Raw genomic sequence first — 23,641 nt, 5'->3', positions numbered from 1 at the left:
GTGTCGTGCCTTCACCTTCACGATCGGCGTGGCGGCGTGGGATGGGGTTGCTGTCGTAGGGGGGTGATGGGATTTGGTGATGCAGTCGTACCGGTTGGTGCGGCGGCCCGGGGGGCCGGCGCTGGGGGACGGGGACGCGCCGGGTGACGGTGGCGTCCTCGCCGTCGCGGCCGACCCGACCCGGTCGGCGGGCCCGCGCTGGCACGCCGATCCCGTCCAGGCCGAGATCGTCGGGCACACCGACGGGCCGATGCTTGTCGTCGGTGGCCCCGGCACCGGCAAGACCAGCACCCTCGTCGAGGCGGTCGCCGCCCGGATCGCCGAGGGCGTCGACCCCGAACGGATCCTCGTGCTGACCTTCGGCCGCCGCGGCGCCACCGCACTGCGCCAGCGCATCGAGGCCCGGGTCGCGCAGGACGGCTACCGGGTGCTGCGGGAGCCGCTGGTGCGTACCTTCCCGGCGTACGCCTTCGGGCTGCTGCGTCGCGCCGCCGCCGAGCGCGGCGAGCCGTCACCCCGCCTGCTGACCGGCCCCGAGCAGGATCTGATCATCCGTGAGCTGCTCGACGTGGTGGGCGAGGCGCCCGAGGACGACCCGGTCGGCTGGCCCACCGACCTGCGGCCGGCACTGCGCACCCGGGCCTTCGCCGGTCAACTGCGTGACCTGCTCATGCGCGCCGCCGAACGCGGTGTGGGTCCGGGCGACCTGGCCCGGCTGGGCGAGAAGCTCGGCCGCGCCGACTGGCCGGCCGCCGCGCGCTTCCTGCGGGAGTACGTCGAGGTGCTCGCGCTGCGCGACGTCAGCAACCGGGGTTCGATCGCGTACGACCCCGCCGAACTGGTCCGGGCCGCCACCGGTCTGCTGCGCGACGACGAGGAGTTGCTGGCCGCCGAGCGCCACCGCCTCGCCCACGTGTACGTCGACGAGCTGGCCGACACCGACCCCGCCCAACTCGAACTGCTCTCGGTCATCGCCGGCGGTGGCAAGCCGCTCGTGGCCTTCGCCGACCCCGACTCCTCCACGTACGCCTTCCGGGGCGCCGACCCGGCCGGAGTGTCCACCTTCCGGCACCGTTTCCGGACTGCCTCCGGAGCGCCGGCCGCGCAGGTGCTGCTGAGCACGTCGTACCGGGCCGGGCCGGTTCTGCTCGACGCGGTGGCCCGGCTGGGCCGCCGTCTCCGTGGTCCGACGGCGCACCGCCGGCTGCGTCCGCTGCCGGACGCCCCGGCCGGCGTGGTCGAGGTGCACACCTTCCGGTCGGCGACCAGCGAGGCCGCCTGGCTGGCCCACATGCTGCGCTCGGCCCACCTGCTGGACGGCGTGCCGTGGTCGCGGATGGCGGTGCTGGTGCGGTCCACCGCCCTGCAACTGCCGACCCTGCGACGCGCGCTGCACGCCGCCGGCGTCCCGACCGTGGTGCACGGCGAGGACCTTCCGCTGCACCTGCAACCCGCGGTGGCGCCGCTGTTGCTGCTGCTGCGGTGCGCCCTCGAACCGGACCGGCTCGACGAGGAGGCCGCGGTCGCGCTACTGCACTCGCCGCTGGGCGGCGCTGACCCGCTGGCCGAACGACGGCTGCGGCAGGGGCTGCGCGCCCTGGCGTTGGCCGGGGGCGACCGCCGCCCGTCCGGCGAGCTGATCGTCGAGGCGTTGCGTGACCCGACGGAGCTGGCCACCATCGACCGGCGGTGGGCGGAGCCGGCCCAGGCGGTGGCCGGGCTGCTCGCCACCGCCCGGGACGCCGCCGCCCAACCGGGCGCCACCGCCGAGACCGTCCTCTGGGAGGTGTGGGACGCCAGCGGCCTGGCCGAACGCTGGGCCGGCGCGATCGCCCAGGGGCGGCCGGTGGCCGGCGAGGGCGACCTGGCCCGGCGTCGGCGGGCCGAGGCGGCCGACCGCGACCTGGACGCCGTGCTCGTGCTCTTCGACGCGGCGGCCCGCTTCACCGACCGGCTACCGGGCGCGCGCACCGAGGTCTTCCTCGACCACGTGCTCGCCCAGGACCTGCCGGCGGACACCATCGCGCCGACCGCCGACCGGGGCGCGGCGGTACGACTGCTCACCGCGCACGCCGCCAAGGGCCTGGAGTGGGACCTGGTGGCGATCGCCGGCGTGCAGGAGGGCATCTGGCCGGACCTGCGCCTGCGTGGCAGCCTGCTCGGGTCGGAACGGCTGGTCGACGTCCTGGCCGGCCGGTCCGTCGGCGGCGCCCGCGCCGCCAACGTCGTGGGTCAGACCTCGGCGCTGCTCGACGAGGAGCGCCGGCTGTTCCACGTCGCCATCAGCCGGGCCCGACACCGCCTGCTGGTCAGCGCGGTGGCGTCGGCGGCGGTCGGCGGCGACGACCACGAGGAGCAGCCCAGCCGGTTCCTGCACGAGCTGGGCCCGATCGCACCGCCGAGTCCGCCGAGCGCGCCACCGGACAGGCCGGGCCCGCCCGACCCGCCGACCGTGCCGCCGAGCCCGCCCGGCCCGCGAACCGGCCCGGCCGGCGACGGCGCTGCCGTGAGCGACGAAGACGACGAGCCGGACCAGCCCGGTGCGCTGCCGGTCACCCGGCCGCCACGGGCGCTCACCCTGCCGGCGCTGGTCGCCGAGCTGCGTACCGCCGTCATCGACCCGGCCGCGTCGGCGGCCCGGCGGCGCGCCGCGGCGACCGAGTTGGCGCGGCTCGCCGCCGCCGGAGTGCCCGGCGCGCACCCCGACGACTGGTGGGGGCTGCGGGCGCTCTCCGACGACCGGCCGTTGGTCGACGACGGGGACCCGGTGCGGGTCACGCCCTCGGCGATGGAGAGCGCGCTGCGGTGCAGCCTGCGCTGGCTGCTCGAACGGCACGGCGGCAGCGGCCCGACCAGCACCGCGCAGGGCGTCGGCAACCTGGTGCACGCCGCCGCGATGCTCGCCGAGGACGCGAGCGCCGACCGGGGCGCCCTGCTCGACTACGTGGCCGCCCGGTTCGACGCGATCGAGCTGGCCGCGCGGTGGATGGCCGGCCCCGAGCGGGAGCGCGCCGAGGCGATGGTCGACAAGCTGCTGCGTTGGCTGGCCACCAATCCGCGTCGGCTGCTCGCCATCGAACACGAGTTCGCGGTCCGGCTGGACGATCCGCAGCGCCCGGTCGACCTGACCGGGCGGGTCGACCGGCTTGAGGTCGACGAGGCCGGCCGGCTGGTGGTGATCGACCTCAAGACCGGCAAGTCGACCGCGGTCACCGGCAGCGAACTGGCCGAGCACCCGCAGCTCGGCGCGTACCAGGCTGCGGTGGAGGCGGGGGCGTTCGCCGAGTTCGGCGACGAGTCCGGTGGCGCGGCGCTGGTGCAGCTCGGCACCTCCGCCAAGGACGCCCGGGAGCAGAACCAGCCCGCCGCGGGGGAGGGACCGGCGGCCGGCTGGGCGACGGCGCTGGTCCGGCGGACCGCCGATACGATGGCAGCCGCCACGTTCGCCGCGGTGGCCAACTCGAAGTGCCGGGTCTGCCCGGTGCGGACCAGCTGTCCGGTCTCCGGGCAGGGACGGCAGGTGGTCGAGCCGCCGACCGTCCGTCCCCCGGAGAATTCATGAGCCAGCCCACCCTGTTCGGCGCGGGTCCCGCGCCGACGCCCCGGCTCGCGGACTCCGGCCCCCGGTACACGCCGGTGGAGCTGGCCAAGTTGCTGCGGCTGCCGGCGCCCACCCGGGAACAGGCCGCGATCATCGCCGCCCCGGTGGAGCCGCTGCTGGTGGTCGCGGGCGCCGGGTCCGGCAAGACCGAGACGATGGCCGCGCGGGTGGTCTGGCTGGTGGCCAACTCGTACGTGCGCCCGGAGCAGATCCTGGGGCTGACCTTCACCCGCAAGGCGGCCGGTGAGCTGGCGCACCGGGTCCGTACCCGGCTCGACCAACTGATCCGGCGGGTCGGCCGGCAGGAGCGCGACCCGCTCGACGATCCGCTCGCCGGTGAGCCCACCGTCTCCACGTACCACTCGTACGCCGGGCGGATCGTCACCGAGCACGGTCTGCGGGCCGGCTACGAGCCGTCGACCCGGCTGCTCACCGAGGCGTCCCGCTGGCAGTTGGTCGACCTGCTGGTGCGCAACTACGACGGCGACATGTCCGAGGTGGACCGGATGCCGAGCACCATCACCGACGCGGTGCTGGCGCTCGCCGGGGAGTTGGACGAGCACCTGGTCGCCCCGGACGAGCTGGCCGCCTGGACCGGCCGGTTCTTCGCCGAGGTGCAGTCGCGACCGGGCCGGGTCTACGCCGACGTACGCAAGGCGCTCACCCTGCAACAGACCCGGCTGCGCCTGCTGCCGCTGGTGCGGGCGTACGCCCGGCGCAAGCTGGACTTCGAGGCGATGGACTTCGCCGACCAGCTCGCCCGGGCGGCCCGGGTGGCGCGGGATCACCCGGCGGTCGGCGAGATCGAGCGGGACCGCTTCCGGGTGGTGCTGCTCGACGAGTACCAGGACACCAGCCACGCGCAGGTGGTGCTGCTCAACGCGCTGTTCGGTGGCGGTCACCCGGTCACCGCGGTGGGCGATCCGTGCCAGTCCATCTACGGCTGGCGGGGAGCCAGCGCCGGCACCCTCGACCGGTTTCCGGCCGAGTTCGCGCGGTCCGACGGCGAGCCGGCGCGGGCGTTGGGGCTGACCACCAGTTGGCGCAACCGCCCGGAGATCCTGCGGGTGGCGAACGCGCTGTCCACGCCGTTGCGTGCGGCCGGCGCGCGGGTTCCGGAGCTGCGTTCCGCGCTGACCGTCCGGGACCCGATTCCGCACCGCAGCCCCGGTGGGGCGGCCGGTGGCACGGTGCACTGCGCGCTGCTGCACACGTATGCCGACGAGGCCGCGTGGATCGCCGACAGTGTGCTCGCCGCGTGGCGTGGCGCCGCCCGGATGCCCGGTGCGGCACCGGAGCACATCCCGGTGGCGCAGCGTCCGACGACGGCCGTGCTGGTCCGCGTCCGCAGCCAGATCCCGGCGATCGAGTCGGCGTTGCGCGAGCGTGGCCTCCCGGTCGAGGTGGTCGGGCTGGGTGGCCTGCTGGACACTCCCGAGGTCCGGGACGTGGTGTGCACGCTGCGGGTGCTGGCCGACCCGACCGACGGTGCCGCCCTGCTGCGGTTGCTCACCGGCGCCCGGTGGCGGATCGGGCCGCGGGACCTGGTGGCGCTGCACCGACGGGCGCGGGGCATCGCGAACGCCCGCCGGCAGGTGGCCGCCGACGAGGACTCGGACATCAGCCCCGACCTGCTGGACGAGGCGACCCTGGTGGAGGCGTTGGCCGATCTCGGGCCGGCGCAGGCGTACTCGGCGGAGGGGTTCGCGCGGCTGCGGGCGTACGGCACCGAGCTGGCGTTGCTGCGTTACCGCCTGGACCAGGCGCTGCCGGATCTGATCGCGGACATCGAGCGGACCATTGGCCTGGACGTGGAGGTCGCGGTGCGGGCCGGCCGCGACGGCGCGGGCGACGCCGGCCTGGCGCGGGGCCATCTGGACGCCCTGGCCGACGTGGCGGCCCGCTTCAGCGGTGAGACGCCCGGCGCGACGCTCTCCGGCTTCCTGTCCTACCTGGCCGCCGCCGAGGACGAGGAGCGCGGCCTCGCCCCGGGCGAGGTCGAGGTCGTGGAGGGCGCGGTGCAGGTGGTCACCGCACACGCCGCCAAGGGCCTGGAGTGGGACGTGGTGGCGGTGGCCGGTCTGTGCCGTGGCTCGTGGCCCGGTCCGGTCCGCAACTCCGACCACTGGCTGGGCGGCCTGGGCGTGCTGCCGTTCCCGCTGCGGGGGGACGCCGACGGGCTGCCCGAGCTGGCGCTCGACGAGGCGGCCGACCAGCGTGCCGTGGCCCGGGCGGTGGCCGACTTCACCGACGCGTGGCGGGCCCACGACGAGCGGGAGGAGCGCCGGCTGACGTACGTCGCGGTCACCCGGCCGCGCCGGCTGCTGCTGTGCTCCGGGTACTGGTGGGGCGAGGGCACGAAGCGACCGCGAGGTCCGTCGATCTTCCTGCGCGAGGTGTACGACGCCTGCCTGGACGGCGGCACCGGGCACCTGGTCGACACGTGGACGCCGGAGCCCACCCCGGACGCCACGAACCCGACGGCCGAGGTGGTGCTCCGCGCGGAGTGGCCGGCCGACCCGCTGGGTGGCCGCCGGCCGGCGTTGGCCGAGGCGGCCGGACTGGTCCGCCGGCTGATGACCGACGGTCCGGCGTCGGCGCTGCCGGGGCCGGTCGGGCCGGCGCTCGCCGGTGCGCTGCCGTCGACCGGGTCGAACGCCGAGACGGCCGAGACAGCAGACCCGGAGGTGGCGCGCTGGCGGCAGGAGGCGGACCTGCTGCTGGCCGAGCGGGCCGAGCTGACCCGGCTCTCCGGCGCGGTCGAGGTGGCCCTGCCGGGACAGCTCAGCGTCACCCAGTTGGTGGCGTTGCGGCGTGACCCGGCGGCGCTGGCCCGTACGCTGCGCCGCCCGGTGCCCACCGAGCCGAATCCGTACGCCCGCCGGGGCACCGCCTTCCACGCGTGGCTGGAGCAGCGTTTCGGCGCCGACCGGTTGCTCGACGTGGACGAGCTGCCCGGCGCGGCGGATGCGGACGCCGCCCCGGATGAGGCCCTGGTCGAGCTTCAGGAGCGCTTCCTGGCCAGCGAGTGGGCTGACCGGGTGCCGGTCGAGGTGGAGGTGCCGTTCGCCACGGTGATCGCGGGTGTGGTGGTCCGGGGGCGGATGGACGCGGTCTTTGCCCGCCCGGGCGGGCGGTTCGACGTGGTCGACTGGAAGACCGGCGCGCGTCCCACCGGCCCGGCGGCGGATGTGGCGGCGGTCCAGTTGGCCGTGTACCGGCTGGCCTGGGCCGAGCTGGCCGGTGTCGACGTCGAGCGGGTGGGCGCGGCGTTCCACTATGTGCGGGACGGGGCGACCGTCCGTCCGACCGACTTGCTGGACGTGACCGGGCTCACCGCCATGATCGCTCACTTGCCCGTGGATTCCGGCCAAGTTTGACCACGACGGGGAAATCCGTGGTAGGTTGACCGGGTTGCAGTTTTGGTTACCAGAGACTCTGTGTGCGCCTGGCGGGATTGTGGCCCCAGGCGCTCTTTGTTGTGTCCGGAGTTCTCCGGGCGGGGCGACCAGAAGCGACAGGCGATTCGCGCATCCCCGCGCGGAGCGCTCCTCTTCGGGCGCGCAACAAGTGCGCGTCCGACGTTCCGTCAAGGAGACGAAACACATGGCTATTGGCACCGTGAAGTGGTTCAACGCTGACAAGGGCTTCGGCTTCATCACCCCGGACGGCGGCGGCGCTGACGTCTTCGCCCACTTCTCGGCGATCCAGTCCTCCGGCTACCGGAGCCTGGACGAGAACCAGCGGGTCGAGTTCGAGGTGACCCAGGGCCAGAAGGGCCCGCAGGCGGAGAACATCCGTCCGCTCTGATCTTCGGATCGGTTCGTAGTACCCGTCGCGCCCTCCGGGTGTGACGGTGACGGGACCGGCCCGCCCCGCCGTCGACCCGCGTAACGCGGGCGGCGGCTCGGCGGCGGGCCGGCCCGTACCCTAATCGGTTCGTGCTTGTGAGTCCTGGCGGCCTTGTTTCGCCGGTGACAGCGCCGAGTTCGGCGCCCTCCCTCGACACGTGCCGCGTCGAGGAAGGCTTCTGCGTGACCACAGTTATTCCGTCTTTTGCCCATACCGGTCTGGCGCCGGCGCTGTTGAGCGCCCTGACCGCGCAGGGCATCACCGAGCCGTTCCCGATCCAGTCGGCCACGCTGCCCGACTCGCTCGCCGGTCGGGACGTGCTCGGCCGGGGTCGTACCGGCTCCGGTAAGACGCTCGCCTTCGGGCTTCCCCTGCTCTCGCGTACCGCCGGCCGTAAGGCCCGGCCGGGTCGCCCGCTGGCTCTGGTGCTGGTGCCGACCCGTGAGCTGGCCCAGCAGGTGACCACCGCGCTGGCCCCGTACGCCCGCGCCGTCGGTCTGCGCTGCGCCACCGTCGTCGGCGGACTGTCGTTGCAGCGCCAGGCCGACGCGCTGCGCGCCGGCGCCGAGGTGGTCGTGGCGACCCCCGGTCGGCTGCACGACCTGATCAACCGCGGCGACGCCCGGCTCGACCAGGTCGAGATCACCGTGCTGGACGAGGCCGACCAGATGGCCGACATGGGCTTCCTGCCGCAGGTGACCAAGCTCCTGGAGCAGGTCGCCCCGCAGGGTCAGCGGATGCTCTTCTCCGCCACCCTGGACGGCGGCGTGGACCGGCTGGTCCGCCGCTTCCTCAGCAGTCCGGTCACCCACTCGGTCGACCCGGGTACCGCCACGGTCACCGCGATGACCCACCACGTGCTGCACGTCGACGCGCTCGACAAGCCCGACGCGTTGACCCGGATCGCCGCTCGCGAGGGCCGCACCATCCTGTTCATGGGCACCAAGCACCGCGCCGACCGGCTCGCGCGCCAGTTGCTCTCCAAGGGTGTACGCGCCGCCGCGCTGCACGGCGGCAAGTCCCAGCCGCAGCGCACCCGCATCCTGGAGCAGTTCCGCAACGGCCAGGTGACCGCCCTGGTCGCCACGGATGTGGCGGCGCGCGGCATCCACGTGGACGGCCTCGACATGGTCGTCAACGTGGACCCGCCGACCGAGGCGAAGGACTACCTGCACCGGGGCGGGCGGACGGCGCGCGCCGGCGAGTCCGGCTCGGTGGTGACGCTGGTCCTGCCGGAGCAGCGCCGCGACGTGTCCCGGCTGATGGCCACTGCCGGCATCCGGCCGCAGTCGGTCCAGGTGCGCTCGGGTGACGAGGCGCTGGCCCGGGTCACCGGGGCGCGTGAGCCCTCCGGTGTGCCGGTCACCATCGCCGCGCCGCCGGTGGCGGCCAACCGGGGACGGGCCGCAGGTGGCTCGGCAGCCACGGACGGCGCGCCCCGCTCCGCGCACCGCGCGTCGGGCCGGTCCCGCCGCCCGCGCCGCCCGCGTACGGTCTGATCCTTTCCGCACGACACCGACCCGTCCCGCTTCGGCTGGGCGGGTCGGTTCGTTCCGTGCCGCTGCCCGCCATCTGACCGTTCGGTTGAATCGGTAATCAGCCTCCGTTGGGTCGGCTGGCCGACTGTGCCCTGCTCCCGGGTGGTCGAAGCTGACCAGCGGGGGAACTGGGCGGGGGCCCGGCACGGGGGAGGAGCGGCAATGGTGGGTGCAGCCGGCTCGGGAGCGCTGCGTGAACTGATCCTGGTGGTCGCGGTCGGGCTCGCCGGGTTGCTCCTCGCCATGGTCGCGGCCTTCGGCCCCTGGCATGCCACCACGGCGGGCAACGCTCCCGCCGGTCTGGTGGAGCTGCGCAGTCCCGGCGACCCGGGCCCCGGCCCGACGGTCGAGCACCGGGGCTGAGCAGCGACCGGCCGACCGGCGCCGGCGGAGGGGCAGGCCCGGTCAGGATCGGTACGAGGTGTGGTCGGGCCGGCGGGGCACCGGCCCGACCACACCGCCTACGTGCACGGGTCCGCCAGCGCGTCGATCTTGCAGTTTCGGTCGTCGATCTGCCGTGATACGCCCCCCTTTGTTGCCGCAGAAAGTGCAAGATCGCGGGGCAGGGCGGGCGGGGCAGGGCGGGCGGGGCAGGGGTCAGGGGGCGGTTGGGGTTTGGTTGTGGGCCAGCAGCAGGTCGGCCAGGGTGGTGCTGTCGACGACGGTGGCGATCGCCCCGTGCACCGCCAGCCAGACGTCGGTGAGCCCGGCGGCCACCCCGTGGTAGCCGGCCCGCTCGGCCGGTAGGCCGCGCACTGTGGTCAGCGACCCACCCACCGCGCGCAGCACGTCCCCGACCGTGATCGCGGTGGCCGGCCTGGTCAGCGCGTACCCACCATCGGTGCCGCGATGGCTGTGCAGCAGGCCGGCGCGGCGCAGGTCGAGCAGGATGCCCTGGAGGAAGCTGAGCGGGATCTCCTGCACCTCGGCCAGGCTGCCCGCCTTCACCAGCTCGCCGACACCGTCGCCGCCCGGCGCGGCGGCGGCGACGGCGAGCATCGCCCGGAGCGCGTAGTCGCTGCGCGCGGAGACGTACACCGCTCAGTTGCCCGCCTGGTCGAGCACGCCCCAGCGACGTCGGATCGCCTTGTCCGCCGCGCCGAACGCGGCGTCCACGACCAGGCCGAGCACCAGGATGACGATCATCGTGGAGAGCAGCCACGGCGCGTCGGACAGCTCCCGGGAGTAGGTGAGCTGCGCGCCGAGCGAAGTCTGCGAGATGCCGACCACGATCAGCTCACCGGCCATCAGACTCCGCCAGGAGAACGCCCAGCCCTGTTTGAGGCCCGCGACGATCGCCGGCAGCGCGGCCGGCGCGATCACGTACCGGTAGAGGTTGAGCCCACGGGCCCCCAGGTTGCGTCCGGCGCGCAGGAGCAGCGGTGGGACGTAGTCCACTCCGGAGATCACGCCGTTGGCGATGGACGGCGCCGCGCCGAGTACCACCACGAAGAAGATGGCCTTCTCGCTCAGCTCGAACAGCAGGATGGCCAGCGGGAACCAGGCGATCGACGGCATGGTCTGCAACGCGGTGATCATCGAGCCGATGGCGGCGCGCAGCACCGTGGACCGGGCCACCGCGAGGCCCAGGAGCAGGCCGACCGCGACCGAGAAGACGTACCCGACGGCCGCTCGGCGCAGCGTCGTGAGCAGGCCCTCCCAGAGCTGCGGGCCCTGGGCCTGGGTGATCAGCTCACGGCCCACGACCAACGGGCCGGGCAGGGAGTACGGCGGCTTCCAGCCCGACCAGACCACCACCTGCCAGGCCAGGATGGCGATCGCCAGCGCGGCGAGCTTGGGCCAGGTGGCCGCCCAGAGCCGGGTGCCCCGGGAGACCTCCTTCTCCCGGCCGGCGATCTCCAGCGCGTCCAGTCCGGTGATCTCCGCGTCGCTACGCGCCGAGCTGGTGAGGGTGTCACTGGCCATGGCGGCCCACCTCCGTACGGAGTCGTTCGGTGACCTCGGCGGCGATGGCGGCGACCTCGGGGGAGTCGATCCGTCGTGGCCGTGGGATGTCCACCTCGGTGGAGTAGATGATCCGGCCGGGGCGGCTGGAGAGCAGGATGATGCGGTCGGCCAGCCGGGCGGCCTCGCGCACGTTGTGCGTGACGAACAGGACCGAGAGTCGGCGCTCGGACCAGATGCGTTCCAACTCGTCGTGCAGGATGTCGCGGGTCATGGCGTCCAGCGCGCCGAACGGCTCGTCCATCAGCAGCACCGGCGTGTCCAGGGCCAGGGTGCGGGCCAGCGCGACCCGCTGGCGCATCCCGCCGGACAGTTCGTGCGGGCGTTTGCGGCCGAACTCGGCCAGGTGCACCGTGCGCAGCAGCTCGGCGACCCGGTCGCGGCGTTCGGCACGGGAGAGGCCCCGCAGCTTCAGCGGCACCTCCACGTTGGCCTCGACGGTCAGCCACGGGAACAGCGCCGGCTCCTGGAACATCAGCCCCGGGCTGGCGTCTCCGGCGATGCCGATCGTGCCGCCGCTCGGCCGGTCCAGGCCGGCGACCAGGTTGAGCAGGGTGCTCTTGCCGCAGCCGGACGCGCCGACCAGGCAGACGAACTCGCCCGGCGCGACGTCGAGGGAGACCCCGTCCAGGGCCAGTACGGCGTTCGCCCCGCGCCCGTACACCTTGGTTACCCCGGAGAGCGCGACCGCGGTGGTCGCGCTCTGCGGCGTCGTCGTGGTCGACGTCATGGCTGGGTGACCTCGGGCTTGCCGGCGGCCTTGAGCGACTTGTTGAGGTACGTCAGGTCGTACAGGCCCTTGAGGTCGACCGGCTCGGTGAGCTTGACCTCGACGGCGTGGTCGAGCCCGGCCTTGAGCGAGGTGGCGATCGGGTCGTTGGTGAACTCCAACGTCGGCCATGCCTGCTTGATCAGCTTGAGGTCCAGCGGCTTGCCGGTGATCTTGCCGATCGCGTCGGAGATGGCCTGCTGGGCCTCGTCCGGCTTGCTGTTGACGAACTCGTTAGCGGCGACCTGGCCGTCGACCAGCTTCTGCACGACGTCCGGGTGCGCCTTGAGGAACTTCGTGCTGACCAGCAGGTTGGTGATGACGAACTTCTTGTCCGGCCACAGGTCCCGCTCGTCGACGAGCACCTTGCCGCCGGCGTTGACCAGCCGGGACACGAACGGCTCGGGCACCCAGGCGGCGTCGATCGCGCCGCTGGTGAACGTCTCCACCGTCTGGGCGTTCTCCTGCGGCACGATCTTCACGTCGCCGCCGCCCTCCTTGGTGGTGGTCAGCCCCTGCTGCTTGAGCCAGTAGCGGACGGCCACGTCCTGGGTGTTGCCGAGCTGCGGGGTGGCGACCTTCTTGCCCTTGAGGTCCTGCGGGCCGTTGATGCCGGGCTTGACCACCAGCGCCACGCCTCCGGAGGCCGCGCCCGAGACGACCCGAACCGCCTCACCCTTGGACTTGGAGAACGCGTTGACGGTGGGGTTCGGGCCGATGTAGGTCGCGTCCAGCGCACCGGAGAAGACGGCCTCGATGGCGGCCGGGCCGGCGTTGAAGGTCTTCGGCTCCAGCTTGACGTCGGCGCCGAGCTTCTCGGCGAAGATGCCCTTCTCCACGCCGACGACGGCCGGCGCGTGGGTGATGTTGGGGAAGTAGCCGAGCCGCAGGGTCACCGGGCCGGAGCCGCCCCCCGCGCCCTCGCTGTCGTCGCCGCACGCGGCGGTGCTGCCCAGGGTCGCCGCGCCGAGAGCGGTGAGGGTGGCCAGGGTGACCAACCGGCGCAGGGGGAGGCGTCTCATCGTCCATCCAATCCGCAGTATTCCTACTTAGTTGGTAGGAAGACTGGGCCAGGCTGCGAGCAGCGTCAAGAGGCATCCACATGCCGGGAAGGGGCGTCTCAGTTATGTCGGCATTTCCTACTGTCTTGCTGTGGTAGGTGGTCGACCTCTCAAGCCGGTGGCAGCGGCTGCGCGAAGGTCGCCGGTGGCGGGGGTGCCGACGCGCTAGGGTCGATCCCGTGGCGGCGCGGAGATCCAGAATTCCAGCGACGAAGTATCCGGTCGAGCGGTTCACCCTCGACAACGGCCTGCGGGTGGTCCTGACCCCCGATCGCAGCGCCCCGGTGATCGGGGTGGCGGTGGTCTACGACGTCGGCATCCGCTCCGAGCCCCAGGGGCGTACCGGCTTCGCCCACCTCTTCGAGCATCTGATGTTCCAGGGCTCGGAGAACCTGGAGAAGCTGGCTCACTTCCGGCACGTGCAGGGCGCCGGCGGCACGTTCAACGGCTCCACCCACCTGGACTACACCGACTACTTCGAGACGCTGCCCAGCAACGCCCTGGAACGCGCCCTGTTCCTCGAAGCGGACCGGATGCGGGCGCCCCGACTGACCGAGGAGAACCTGCGCAACCAGGTCGACGTCGTAAAGGAGGAGATCCGGGTCAACGTGCTCAGCCGGCCGTACGGTGGTTTTCCCTGGCTGACCCTGCCGCCGGTCATGTTCGACACCTTTGCGAACGCGCACGACGGCTACGGCTCCTTCGACGACCTGGAGTCGGCCACCGTCGCCGACGCCGCCGACTTTTTCCGTCGCTACTACGCCAGCGGCAACGCGGTCCTGGCCGTCAGCGGTGACATCGACGTGGCCGAGGCGACCGAGCTGGTGACCCGGCACTTCGGGGACGTGCCGGCCCGTCCCGCGCCACGACGACCCGACTTCACCGAGCCCGACCTGACCGCCGAGCGGCGCAGCTCGTACACCGACGCTTTGGCGCCGTTGCCGGCGGTGGCCGGCGCGTGGCGGGTGCCCGACCCGGTCGGCGACTTCGCCGCCTACCTGCCGTACGTGGTGCTGGCCGAGGTGCTCACCGACGGCGAAGCGTCCCGCCTGGTCGAACGCCTGGTGCAGCGCGACCGCACGGTGACCAGCCTGGGTGGCTACCTCGGCTTCATGGGCGACCCGTTCGACGTGCGCGACCCGACGGCGCTGCTGTTGCAGGCGCACCTGCCGCCCGGCGGCGACGTGGACAAGGTGCTGCGCACCATCGACGAGGAGCTGGACCGGCTGGCCACCGACGGGCTGACCGACGGCGAGCTGGCCCGCACCCAGGCGCGGATGGCCACCCACCTGCTGCGCGACACCGACGCGGTGCTCGGCCGGGCGCTGCGGATGGCCGTCCTGGAGCAGCAACGCGGCGAGCCGGGCCTGCTCAACGACCTGCCCCGACTGGTCGGCGACGTCACCGAGGAACAGGTCCGGGCCGCCGCGGCCACCCTGCGCCCGGAACGCCGCGCGACGGTCGAGGTCATCCCCGGAGGCACCCGATGACGACCACGACCACCGCCACCGTCGGGCCGCGTACGCTCCCCCCGCTCGGGCCCACCCGCAAGCTGAAGGTGCCCAAGGCGGCCGAGCGGACGCTGGGCAACGGGCTCACCGTCATCGCGGTACGCCGGCCCGCCGTGCCCCTGGTCGAACTCCGGCTCTGGGTGCCGTTCGGCCGCGCCCACCTCGCGCGCGGGGCGATGCTCTCCCAGACCATGCTCTCCGGCACCGAGTCGATGACCAGCGTGCAGCTCGCCGCCGAGCTGCAGAAGGTGGGCGGCGGCCTATCCGCGGGAGTCGACCCCGACCGGCTGATGATCTCCGGCGCGGGGCTGGTCACCGGCCTGGACCGGATGCTGGAGTTGCTGGCCGAGGTGCTGACCGGCGCCAGCTACCCGAACGACGAGGTGGCCGCCGAGCGGGACCGGCTCATCGACCGGATCCAGGTCGCGCAGAGCCAGCCGTCGCACCTGGCCCGCGAGGCGCTCCTGAAGAGGATCTACGGGCGGCATCCGTACGCCACGCAGACCCCGGAGCCGGGCCAGCTCCGTGCCGTACGACCGGCGGCGCTGCGCAGCCTGCACACCGAGCGGGTGCACCCCGCCGGGGCGCAGCTGGTGGTGGTCGGCGACGTGCAGCCGGAGAAGGCCCTGGACGCGGCCGAGCGGGCGCTGTCCAGTTGGGCCGGGGCCGGGCGTACGGCCACCCTGCCGGCCACCCCGCCGCTGACGCCGGGGCCGCTGCTGCTGGTCGACCGGCCCGGCTCGGTGCAGTCCTCGCTGCGTGTCGCGTTGCCGGCCGTGCCGCGTACCGACCCTGACCACGCCCCGCTGCAACTGGCCAACCTGATCTTCGGTGGCTACTTCTCGTCCCGCTGGGTGGAGAACATCCGCGAGGACAAGGGCTACACGTACGGCCCGCACTCGGTGATCGAGCACTCGGTGGCCGGATCGGTGCTGGTCGCGGGCGCTGAGGTGGCCACCGAGGTCACCGGCCCGGCGCTGCTGGAGACCACGTACGAGCTGGGTCGGCTGGCCTCGCTGCCGCCGAAGCCCGAGGAATTGGAGCAGGCCCGCCAGTACGCCCTGGGCACGCTCCAGCTCGGAATGTCCACCCAGGCCGGTCTGGCGGCGCTGACCAGCGCGTACGCCGGCAATGGCCTGCGCCTGGACTTCCTGGCCGAGTACGCGTCCCGCCTCGCGAAGGCGACCGTCGACGACGTCGCCCGGGTCGCCGCCCACTACCTCGCGCCCGCCCGGGCGGTGGTCGTCGTGCTCGGCGACGCCGAGCGGATCACCCCGGGGCTGACCGCGCTGACGCCCGTGCACACCGAGCCGGTGCAGCCGTGAGCGGCGAGGGCGCGCCACCGCTGGCGCGCTCGACGCTGGATCGGGCCGCGCACCGCCGGGGTGACGCGCAGTGGTTGACCGAGGCGTGGCTGCGCGGCCGGGTGCTGCTGCTCGATTCGACCAACGATGGGCGGACGCTCGCGCGTACCGACGTGTCGCCTCCGACGCTGGTGCTGTTCGGCGCGGCCGACGCGCCGGCCGGCGCGGAGTCGACGGCGATGTTCCTCGGTGTCGAACCGGACGGGGTGCCGGTGTTCGCGGTCGACGCCCCGTTGCCGGCGCTGCCGGGCACCCGCGCGGTCAATCTGCGGGAGGTGGGCCACCTGCTGGGTGACCGGGAGGCCGGCCTCTTCACGACCGCGCTCGCGCTGCTGAACTGGCACACCCGGCACGGCTACTCGTCGGCGACCGGCGCGCCCACCGTCATGGACGAGGCCGGTTGGTCGCGGGTGGATCGCAACGGCGGGCGGATCTGGCCGCGTACCGATCCGGCGATGATCGTGCTGGTGCACGACGGCGTCGACGGCCCCGAAGGCCGCTGCCTGCTCGGCAACAACGCCGGCTGGCCGGGCACCCCGGGCGGCCGGCGCTACTCCTGCCTGGCCGGTTACGTCGAGCCGGGGGAGTCGGCGGAGGCCGCGGTACTGCGCGAGGTCCGCGAGGAGGTGGGCGTCGCAGTCGAGCGGATCGGGTACGTCGGCAGCCAGGCCTGGCCGTTCCCGGGCTCGCTGATGTTGGGCTTCCTGGCCACCGCCGACCCGTCCGACCCGGTGCGGGTCGACCCGTCCGAGATCGCGTACGCCCGGTGGTTCACCCGGGATGAGATCGGGGCGGCGTGCGCGGGGCGGGCCGTGGACGTGGGGGACGGGGCCCAGCTGATCCTGCCGCCGCCGTCGTCGATCGCGTTGTTCCTCATCCACCGCTGGTTGGACGGGTGGGTGGACGCCGCCCGGTGAGCACGGTCCCGGCCCGTGGCCGCCGTTGCCGCGACGGTCACGGGCCGGGAACACGGGCCGCCGTGGTCGGTGGGAGCGGTATGACGCGGCGGGGGAGCCGAGCCGACCACGGCGGACGTCTGGTGGGTCAGGTGCCGGTGCGGCCGGGTCTGCGCCGGAAGGCGGGCTGCGGCTCGTTGAGCGGCAGGACCTTGACCCGTTGCTTGCCGGCCCGTACCGCGCCGACGGTGGACAGGGCCCGGGCCAGCACCAGCGCGGCGTCCCGGTCCTCGGCGTGCACGGTCTGCCGGCGCGGCTCGGGCGTGGTGGTCTCGTCACGGAGGCGGTGGCCGTCCGCCCAGGCGGCGGCGATGTCACCGTCGGCGACGGTGCGGATGTCGGTGCGAACGATCAGGAACCGCATGTGGGTCTCCGGATGAACCGCGACGGATGAGCCGGTGTGTGGAAGTTCCACGTTTCTCGTGGGTCATGTTACGCCCCGTGTTCATCCCAGCAAGTGAAACGCGCCTATTGGTTTTGAGCCTCGTCCGATCGGCGGATGCCTGGTCAGCGGGGGCGTCGGCGGATACGACGACGGGGCCGCCGGCACTGTGCCGACGGCCCCGCCCCACATTGGAGGATCAGTTCAGATCGAACTGGCCCGTCTTCGCTCCAGCGATGAAGCCGAGCCAACCGGCCCGGTTGAACAGCAGCACCGGGCCGCCCCGGTCCTTGCTGTCGCGCAGCGCGACCGCCGACGGGCCGGTGCCCAGCGGCGCGACCTCCACGCAGTTGGAGGTCTGGCTACGTGTGCTGGTACGCCACGGGGCGTCCGCCAGGGAGCTGGCGGAGACGGACGGCGTGTGGTGGATGTCGTTCATGGTTCTGCTCCTGATGTGAACCGCTCCGATGGGACGAGTGGTGCCGCACGCCCCGACGGAGGGTCCCCCGTGGATCACCGGTCCGTCAGTCGTCCCGAATCACGGCGACGTTGGGTCGGCGCCGTTGCCGGCCCGAACGCCACTGTGGATACGGGTGCCGCCCCGGTCGGCCGTCCCGTCGCCTCGATCAGCCAGGAGAGGGTGTCCGAAGCGTCTAGTGCCGCCGTGCATAGCCACTCGAACACTACTTTATAGCGATTTAGCGTGATTGACTCGGTCGACATGACGTCGACGAACCCCCCTTCGATGGCCAATGTCTCCGGATCGAGCGGATCGGCGAACCGATAGAGGGAGAAGGCGGTCGGCGGAAGGTACCAATCGCCCACCTGAGTGTCCCGCGGAAGCACGTGCAGCGTCACGTTCGGTAGCAGAGCAAGTTCGCAGAGTTGGTGCAACTGCTCCTGCAGCACCTCGGGCGGCCCGGACCGACGGCCGAGGGCGGCCTCCTCCAGCACGGCCGTGTAGGTCGGCGCGTGCGGCTCGCGCGTCAGCAGCGTCTGACGGGCCAGCCGCGCCTTGACCTCGGTCTCCAACTCGTCGGCCGGCTCCGGCTCGCCGGCCCGCTCGCTCACCCGACGGGCCGACTGGAGTCGGACCCGCGCGTATCCGGCGGTCTGCAGCAGGCCCGGCACCAGCACCGGGTTGTACTCGGAGATCTCCGCGCAGCCGGCCTCCAACTCGGCCCAGCTCCGCTGTTGCTGCGTCATCACCGGGAAGTTCTTCAACCAGCCGCGCATGTCGCCGGCCTCGCCGGCGATCCCGAGCAACTCCTCGCGCGCGGCGGCGTCGGCGCCGTACAGGTCCAGCAGGACGCTGACGTCCTGCGGGTCCGGTCTACTGCGGCCGTTCTCCAGGCGGGACAGTTTGGACGCGGACGCCCAGCCGATCCGCTCGATGACCTGGTCGCCGGTGAGGCCTGCGATCTCACGCAGACTGCGCAGTTCGATGCCCAACCGCCGGCGGCGCATGATTGGGCTGGGTGCGGCAGGAGGCACAGTGTCCTCTTTCCCGTCGTCCGCCGCAGACGCGACGGTAACTGTATGAAATTCGCCCCCCACGGTCAGTATGGACGGCGCGACCGGTGTCGGAGGTTCCGGCGGGGGCGTGTCTTGCCAAAAATGGACCACGGGTACGCCGGACGATGACGGACCCGCGGTCCCAGCCTCGTCGACCGCGCCCAGCCGGGCACGCCACCTTGCCGGAGGGACCCATGCGCACCGTCCTGCGCCGACCCGACTTCCGTCTCCTGTTCGGCGGCCTACTGGCCAGCATGACCGCCGAGTCGATCCTGCTACTCGCGCTCGCCATCTGGGTCAAGGACCTGACGGGCTCCGACGGGCTGGCCGGCGGCATCATCTTCGCCGTTGTCGCCCCGATGACGATGGCACCGCTGGTCGGGTGGTTCGTCGACAGGTACCCACGCCGACCCTTCTTCGTGGCCGCGAACGCGATCACCGCGGTGCTGCTCGTACCGCTGTTCACCGTCCGCGACGCGGGCGACGTGTGGCGCGTCTACCTGGTCGCCGCCCTGTACGGCCTGTCCTCCATCACGCTCGGCGCGGCGCTCAGCGGGCTGATCCGGCAACTGGTGCCCGTGGAACTGCTGGCCGAGGCGAACGGCGTGCTGCAGACCGTACGCCAGGGGTTGCGGTTGGTCGGCCCCCTGGCCGGCGCGGCGCTCTACGCGGCGCTCGGCGGGTGGGCGCTGGCCGGCATCGGGATGGTCGGCTTCGTGACCGCCGCCGTGGTGGTGACCGCGGTGCCGAGCCCGGCACAGCCGCCGCCCACCGTACGGCTGCGGTGGCCCGCCGAGCTGGGCGCCGGCCTGCGACACCTGACCGGTGAGCCGGCGCTGCGCCGGGCCCTCGTCGGCTACGGGCTCGGGTCGCTGGTGATGGGCTTCAGCGAGTCGCTGATCTTCGCGTACGTCGACCAGGGGTTGGGCCGGGACGCCGCGTTCGTGGGCGTGCTGGTGATGGTGCAGGGCGTCGGCGGACTGTGCGGCGGGATCTGCTCACCGGTCCTGGTCCGGCGACTCGGCGAGGTCGCCACCCTGGCCGCCGGGGTGGCGTTCTTCGCTCCGGCGGCGCTCGCGCTCGCGTACCCCGACCTGCCGCTCGGGTTCGGGGCGGTGCTGCTGGCCGGCGTCTCGCTGCCGCTGACGATGGTGGGTCTGCAAACGCTGATCCAGCGGCGCACGCCGCCCGCCCTGGTCGGACGGGTGGCAGCGGCCACCCAGGCGCTGGTCAGCGGGCCGCAGGCGCTCTCCATCGGCGCGGGCGCCCTGCTGGTCGGCGTCCTGGACTACCGTGCCCTGTTCGTGCTGGTCGGGGTGGCGACGCTGGCTGCCGGCGTCTACCTGTGGCGGGGCCGACACCTCAGCGCGCCGTCCGGCGGCGCGAAGACCACGCCGCCGACCCTTCCGGGGCCACGCCGCCCACTCGACGCCGGCATCGACAGCTCGGTGACCGTGTCCACCCGGCGGCCGTTCCGGCGTTGACGGGAGGCCGGACACGACGAACGGCCACCCGCGGGGGTGGCCGTTCGTCGAGGTCGTTACGCCTGCAGTCAGGCGCCCAACGTCGCCAGGTGCTGCTTGACCTGCGTGATCGACGGGTTGGTCAGGGCGCTGCCGTCATCGAAACGCAGCGTCGGCACCGTCTGGTTGCCGCCGTTGACGCTCATCACGAAGTCCGCGGCCTTCGGGTCCTGCTCGATGTCGACCACCTCATACCCGATGCCTTCCCGGTCGAGCTGCGACTTCAGCCGGTGGCAGTAGCCGCACCAGGGAGTGGAATACATCGTCAGCATGATCGGATCCTCCAACCGCTCTGGCCGCCGGCTTGCCGATCAAGCCGAGGCTGTCCGCTACAACACCCGGGGGAGCTGAGATGATTCCTGGTTGTGGGGGTTCACTCAGCGTCGGAAGGCGTACTCGCCGGGCTGGACCCGGAGCAGCGCTCCGCGGTGACCGCGCCGGCGGGCCCGGTGTGCATCCTGGCCGGGGCCGGCACCGGCAAGACCCGTGCGATCACCTCCCGGATCGCCCACCGGGCGCTCTCCGGCGAGATCTCCCCCCGGCACGTGCTCGCCGTCACGTTCACCGCCCGTGCGGCCGCCGAGATGCGTCACCGTCTCACGCTGCTCGGGGCCCAGGGCGTCCAGGCACGGACATTCCACGCGGCCGCGCTGCGTCAGGTGCGCTATTTCGCGCCCCGCCTGCTGGCCGGCCGCGCCATGCCCGAGCTGCTGGACAGCAAGGTGCGGCTGGTCACCCTCGCCGCCGCGCGGGTCGGTCTGCGTGCCGACCGAGCCGCTGCGCGGGACCTGGCCGGCGAGATCGAGTGGGCCAAGACGTCGCTGGTCGAGCCGGGGGAGTACGTCGTCGCGGCGGCCCGCGCGCTGCGGGACACGCCGCACGAGCCGGCGAAGGTCGCCGATGTGTTCACCGCGTACGAGCAGCTCAAGCGCTCCAACGGCGTGATCGACTTCGAGGACATGCTGCGGGCCGCGGTGTGGGGCATCGAGGAGCATCCGGACGTCGGCGAGCAGATCCGCAGCCAGTACCGGCACTTCGTGGTCGACGAGTACCAGGACGTCAACCCACTCCAGCAGCGGTTGTTGGACGCCTGGTTGGCCGGCCGCAACGACCTGACCGTGGTCGGCGACGCCAGCCAGACGATCTACTCGTTCACCGGGGCGACCTCGGCGTACCTGGTCGATTTTCCCCGCCGGCACCGCAACGCCACGGTGGTCCGGCTGGTCCGGGACTACCGCTCCACCCCGCAGGTCGTCGGGCTCGCCAACGCCGTGATCTCCCAGGCTCGCGGGACCGAGGCGCGGCTGCGACTGGAGTTGACCGGACAGCGCCCTCCGGGCCCGGAACCCGACCTGCGGATCTTCACCGACGAGCCGGCCGAGGCGAACGCGGTGGCCGCGCGCTGTCGGGCGCTGATCGACGCCGGCACCCCGGCGAAGGAGATCGCCATCCTGTTCCGGACCAACGCGCAGTCCGAGGCGTACGAGAAGGCGCTGACCGAGGCCGCCGTGCCGTACGTGGTGCAGGGTGCCGAGCGCTTCTTCGAGCGCGTCGAGGTCCGTCAGGCGATGGTCGCCCTGCGCTCGGCCACCCGGTCCATCCCGGGGGAGACCCCGCTGCCGACCGCCGTCGTCGAGGCGCTCACCGCCGTGGGCTGGGCGCCGGACGCGCCCCCGGCCGGCGGCGCGGCACGAGAACGTTGGGAGGCGCTGGCCGCGCTGGTCCAGCTCGCCGAGGAGTACGCGGCCACGCCCGAGCTGGTGCCGATCGGCGAGGCCGCGTCGGTGGAGCGTCCGGTCACCCTCACCGACTTCACCGAGGAGTTGGCCCGTCGGGCCGCCCAGCAGCACGTGCCGACGGTGGACGGGGTCACGCTGGCGTCCCTGCACTCGGCCAAGGGGCTGGAGTGGGACGCGGTGTTCCTGGTCGGCCTCGCCGAGGGCACGCTGCCCACCACGTACGCCAAGACCGTCGAGCAGGTGGAGGAGGAACGCCGGCTGCTGTACGTCGGGATCACCCGGGCCCGGCAGTGGCTCTGGCTGTCGTACGCCGCCGCTCGGTCGCCGGGCGGACGGGCCCGGCGGCCCTCGCGGTTCCTGCCCCAGTTGGACCGCTCCGGCGGCACCGAGCGGGCCGGCGCCTCGACGGGCGGGGCCCGGCGACCCGAGCGGCGTCGGACGCAGATCGTCTCCTGCCGGATCTGCGGCGCCACCCTGCTCGCCGGCCCGGACCGCAAACTCGGCCGCTGCCCCACCTGCCCGTCCGACATCGACGACGAGCTGCACGAACGCCTGCGCGAGTGGCGGCAGCGGGTGGCCGGCGCGCAGAAGGTCCCGGCGTACGTGGTGTTCACCGACGCCACGTTGACCGCGTTGGCGGAGCGGCGACCCGGCCGGCCGGAGGAGTTGATCGCGATCGCCGGCATCGGCCCCCGCAAACTCGGCCTCTACGGTGAGTCGGTGCTGGCGCTCGTGGGGGGCGCGGGGGTGGACGACGTCTGCCCGGAGAAAACTTTCGAAATCTCGTCGTAAATTCGTTTGCCCTCGCGCCCAGGCGAGGAATAACCTCAGGACACACCACGCGAGCGGCGCCATTCCGGCTGCTCACGGGGGTTGGTCCAGTCGATCCGAGGAACGTGAGGGAGGTGGCACCCGTGAAGATCTTCACCTATGAGCGTCTGACGGCGATGCCGTCTGTCTGCGCTCCGCTGTCGACTGTCCGGGTGGCTCTTGTGGCTACCCGACCGTGGGCTTCGCAGGTGCACCAGGTTCAGACCGAGCTGAATCTGACCGTTGCGCCGAATGCCGGAGTCCAGGGGACCAGTGGCTTCACGGGCATGGGCATCGATGGCGCCAAGAAGCGTACGGATGTCCGCGGCGTTCCACCTCGAGGTAGACCGGTCTGAATCTCAGACACCGGCTCACCTCGAGGCCGCGGAACCCGATTACCGGGATCCGCGGCCTCAGTTTTTTGCCCCGCCGTAAGTACGTCGGAATGCGATCCACGAGATCGAAGTGAGAGAGAGGTGACCGGGAGATGAGTCTGGCGTTGGCCCCCATCGACGTGAGCGTCGAGTTGGAGGCGAACCTGCCCTGCCGGAAGTTCGACCCCGACCTGTGGTTCTCCGACTCGCCTGCCGAGCTCGAGCTGGCCAAGTCGCTCTGCGGGGACTGCCCGCTGCGCGTCGAGTGCCTGGCCGGGGCGGTGGAGCGAGCGGAGCCGTGGGGCGTCTGGGGCGGCGAGATCTTCGAGCGTGGCGCGGTCGTCCCGCGCAAGCGGCCCCGTGGCCGTCCGCGCAAGGAGGACGTCGCTCGTGACGCCGCGCTCCGGGTCGAGGCCGAGGCTCGCCTGGCGGCCAGTGGGCTGTCCGAGGTGCGAGGCGCGGTCCGGCTGGCAGCCTGACATGTTCCCGACCCGTTCCAACGACGCCGGTGTCACACCGGCAGTGAGTGAGAAGACGATGTTGAACGTTCCGAGTGGCGCCTACGAGATGCAACTACTCCACGAAGCGCTGACCAGGGCTCGAATGCGCCGGCCTCAGGCCGGTCGTACCACCACGAGCACTGAGGCAACCCGATCCGCCCGTACCGTCGCCATGAACAGC

General features: G+C 72.8%; 20 protein-coding genes. 12 read left to right on the top strand and 8 right to left on the bottom strand.

Annotated features, from left to right (window positions below; genetic code table 11):
- Positions 1-79 precede the first annotated feature (79 nt).
- The 5 genes from AB0B55_RS30155 (at position 80) to AB0B55_RS30135 (ending at position 9,354) form a co-directional block, all read left to right on the top strand.
- A complete protein-coding gene (locus AB0B55_RS30155; protein WP_357175371.1) occupies positions 80-3,562 on the top strand; it encodes an ATP-dependent DNA helicase in 3,483 nt (1,160 codons plus the stop codon).
- Positions 3,559-6,981: an ATP-dependent DNA helicase gene (locus AB0B55_RS30150; RefSeq protein ID WP_357175368.1), complete on the top strand. Its 3,423-nt coding sequence runs from the start codon at positions 3,559-3,561 to the stop codon at positions 6,979-6,981. Before AB0B55_RS30155 ends, AB0B55_RS30150 begins: the two co-directional genes overlap by 4 nt.
- Before the next feature lie 226 nt (positions 6,982-7,207).
- Positions 7,208-7,411: a cold-shock protein gene (locus AB0B55_RS30145; RefSeq protein ID WP_007464836.1), complete on the top strand. Its 204-nt coding sequence runs from the start codon at positions 7,208-7,210 to the stop codon at positions 7,409-7,411.
- Between the two features lie 224 nt (positions 7,412-7,635).
- The gene (locus AB0B55_RS30140) at positions 7,636-8,952 is read left to right on the top strand and encodes a DEAD/DEAH box helicase (protein WP_355050584.1); all 1,317 of its coding nucleotides are present in this window, start codon (positions 7,636-7,638) and stop codon (positions 8,950-8,952) included.
- Between the two features lie 201 nt (positions 8,953-9,153).
- Positions 9,154-9,354 (top strand): hypothetical protein, encoded by a 201-nt coding sequence (locus AB0B55_RS30135; RefSeq protein ID WP_357175365.1) that lies wholly within the window; start codon positions 9,154-9,156, stop codon positions 9,352-9,354.
- A gap of 234 nt (positions 9,355-9,588) precedes the next feature.
- Here AB0B55_RS30135 and AB0B55_RS30130 read toward each other — a convergent pair whose 3' ends face one another.
- Genes AB0B55_RS30130 through AB0B55_RS30115 form a run of 4 tightly spaced genes read right to left on the bottom strand, consistent with a single transcriptional unit; the run spans position 9,589 to position 12,747 of the window.
- Positions 9,589-10,029, bottom strand: a complete 441-nt coding sequence (locus tag AB0B55_RS30130) for an Rrf2 family transcriptional regulator (RefSeq protein ID WP_357175362.1) — start codon at positions 10,027-10,029, stop codon at positions 9,589-9,591.
- A gap of 3 nt (positions 10,030-10,032) precedes the next feature.
- Positions 10,033-10,917 carry an ABC transporter permease gene (locus tag AB0B55_RS30125; RefSeq protein WP_357126000.1) on the bottom strand — a complete coding sequence of 295 codons (885 nt, stop codon included), beginning with the start codon at positions 10,915-10,917 and terminating at the stop codon, positions 10,033-10,035.
- On the bottom strand, positions 10,907-11,686 hold the full coding sequence (locus tag AB0B55_RS30120; RefSeq protein ID WP_357125997.1) for an ABC transporter ATP-binding protein: 780 nt from the start codon (positions 11,684-11,686) through the stop codon (positions 10,907-10,909). The genes AB0B55_RS30125 and AB0B55_RS30120 overlap by 11 nt, the downstream gene beginning before the upstream one ends.
- A complete protein-coding gene (locus AB0B55_RS30115) occupies positions 11,683-12,747 on the bottom strand; it encodes an ABC transporter substrate-binding protein (RefSeq protein WP_357125994.1) in 1,065 nt (354 codons plus the stop codon). The genes AB0B55_RS30120 and AB0B55_RS30115 overlap by 4 nt, the downstream gene beginning before the upstream one ends.
- A gap of 218 nt (positions 12,748-12,965) precedes the next feature.
- Between AB0B55_RS30115 and AB0B55_RS30110 the strand changes: the two genes are divergently transcribed.
- The 3 genes from AB0B55_RS30110 to nudC are packed head-to-tail and all read left to right on the top strand — an operon-like array spanning position 12,966 to position 16,578.
- Positions 12,966-14,276, top strand: coding sequence for a pitrilysin family protein (locus tag AB0B55_RS30110; RefSeq protein ID WP_357125991.1), 1,311 nt, complete (start codon positions 12,966-12,968; stop codon positions 14,274-14,276).
- The gene (locus AB0B55_RS30105; protein WP_357125989.1) at positions 14,273-15,622 is read left to right on the top strand and encodes a pitrilysin family protein; all 1,350 of its coding nucleotides are present in this window, start codon (positions 14,273-14,275) and stop codon (positions 15,620-15,622) included. Before AB0B55_RS30110 ends, AB0B55_RS30105 begins: the two co-directional genes overlap by 4 nt.
- Positions 15,619-16,578, top strand: a complete 960-nt coding sequence (gene nudC, locus AB0B55_RS30100) for an NAD(+) diphosphatase (protein ID WP_357125985.1) — start codon at positions 15,619-15,621, stop codon at positions 16,576-16,578. The genes AB0B55_RS30105 and nudC overlap by 4 nt, the downstream gene beginning before the upstream one ends.
- Positions 16,579-16,705: 127 nt before the next feature.
- Here the strand turns inward: nudC and AB0B55_RS30095 are convergent, their stop codons facing one another.
- The 3 genes from AB0B55_RS30095 to AB0B55_RS30085 form a co-directional block, all read right to left on the bottom strand.
- Complete coding sequence (locus AB0B55_RS30095) at positions 16,706-16,981, bottom strand: hypothetical protein (protein WP_355050778.1); 276 nt, start codon at positions 16,979-16,981, stop codon at positions 16,706-16,708.
- A gap of 217 nt (positions 16,982-17,198) precedes the next feature.
- On the bottom strand, positions 17,199-17,438 hold the full coding sequence (locus tag AB0B55_RS30090; protein WP_357125981.1) for a DUF397 domain-containing protein: 240 nt from the start codon (positions 17,436-17,438) through the stop codon (positions 17,199-17,201).
- A 74-nt stretch (positions 17,439-17,512) separates the two neighbouring features.
- Positions 17,513-18,493 carry a helix-turn-helix transcriptional regulator gene (locus AB0B55_RS30085; protein ID WP_357125978.1) on the bottom strand — a complete coding sequence of 327 codons (981 nt, stop codon included), beginning with the start codon at positions 18,491-18,493 and terminating at the stop codon, positions 17,513-17,515.
- Positions 18,494-18,639: 146 nt separating this feature from the next.
- Between AB0B55_RS30085 and AB0B55_RS30080 the strand changes: the two genes are divergently transcribed.
- Complete coding sequence (locus AB0B55_RS30080; protein ID WP_357175359.1) at positions 18,640-19,998, top strand: MFS transporter; 1,359 nt, start codon at positions 18,640-18,642, stop codon at positions 19,996-19,998.
- Positions 19,999-20,066: 68 nt separating this feature from the next.
- Here the strand turns inward: AB0B55_RS30080 and AB0B55_RS30075 are convergent, their stop codons facing one another.
- Positions 20,067-20,309 (bottom strand): mycoredoxin, encoded by a 243-nt coding sequence (locus AB0B55_RS30075; RefSeq protein ID WP_355050572.1) that lies wholly within the window; start codon positions 20,307-20,309, stop codon positions 20,067-20,069.
- Positions 20,310-20,402: 93 nt separating this feature from the next.
- Here AB0B55_RS30075 and AB0B55_RS30070 point away from each other — a divergent pair, with 93 nt between their 5' ends.
- The 3 genes from AB0B55_RS30070 to AB0B55_RS30060 all read left to right on the top strand — a co-directional run bounded on the left by AB0B55_RS30070 (position 20,403) and on the right by AB0B55_RS30060 (position 23,439).
- Entirely contained in the window at positions 20,403-22,568 is a 2,166-nt protein-coding gene (locus tag AB0B55_RS30070; protein ID WP_357175355.1) for an ATP-dependent DNA helicase UvrD2, read from the top strand.
- Between the two features lie 122 nt (positions 22,569-22,690).
- Positions 22,691-22,942, top strand: a complete 252-nt coding sequence (locus tag AB0B55_RS30065) for a hypothetical protein (RefSeq protein ID WP_357125966.1) — start codon at positions 22,691-22,693, stop codon at positions 22,940-22,942.
- Positions 22,943-23,073: 131 nt separating this feature from the next.
- The gene (locus tag AB0B55_RS30060; protein WP_355050569.1) at positions 23,074-23,439 is read left to right on the top strand and encodes a WhiB family transcriptional regulator; all 366 of its coding nucleotides are present in this window, start codon (positions 23,074-23,076) and stop codon (positions 23,437-23,439) included.
- Positions 23,440-23,641: the final 202 nt, after the last annotated feature.

Origin of the sequence: Micromonospora sp. NPDC049107, from assembly GCF_040648595.1 — a bacterium.
Classification (GTDB): Bacteria; Actinomycetota; Actinomycetes; order Mycobacteriales; family Micromonosporaceae; genus Micromonospora.
This window is presented reverse-complemented; position numbering and strand designations above follow the sequence as displayed.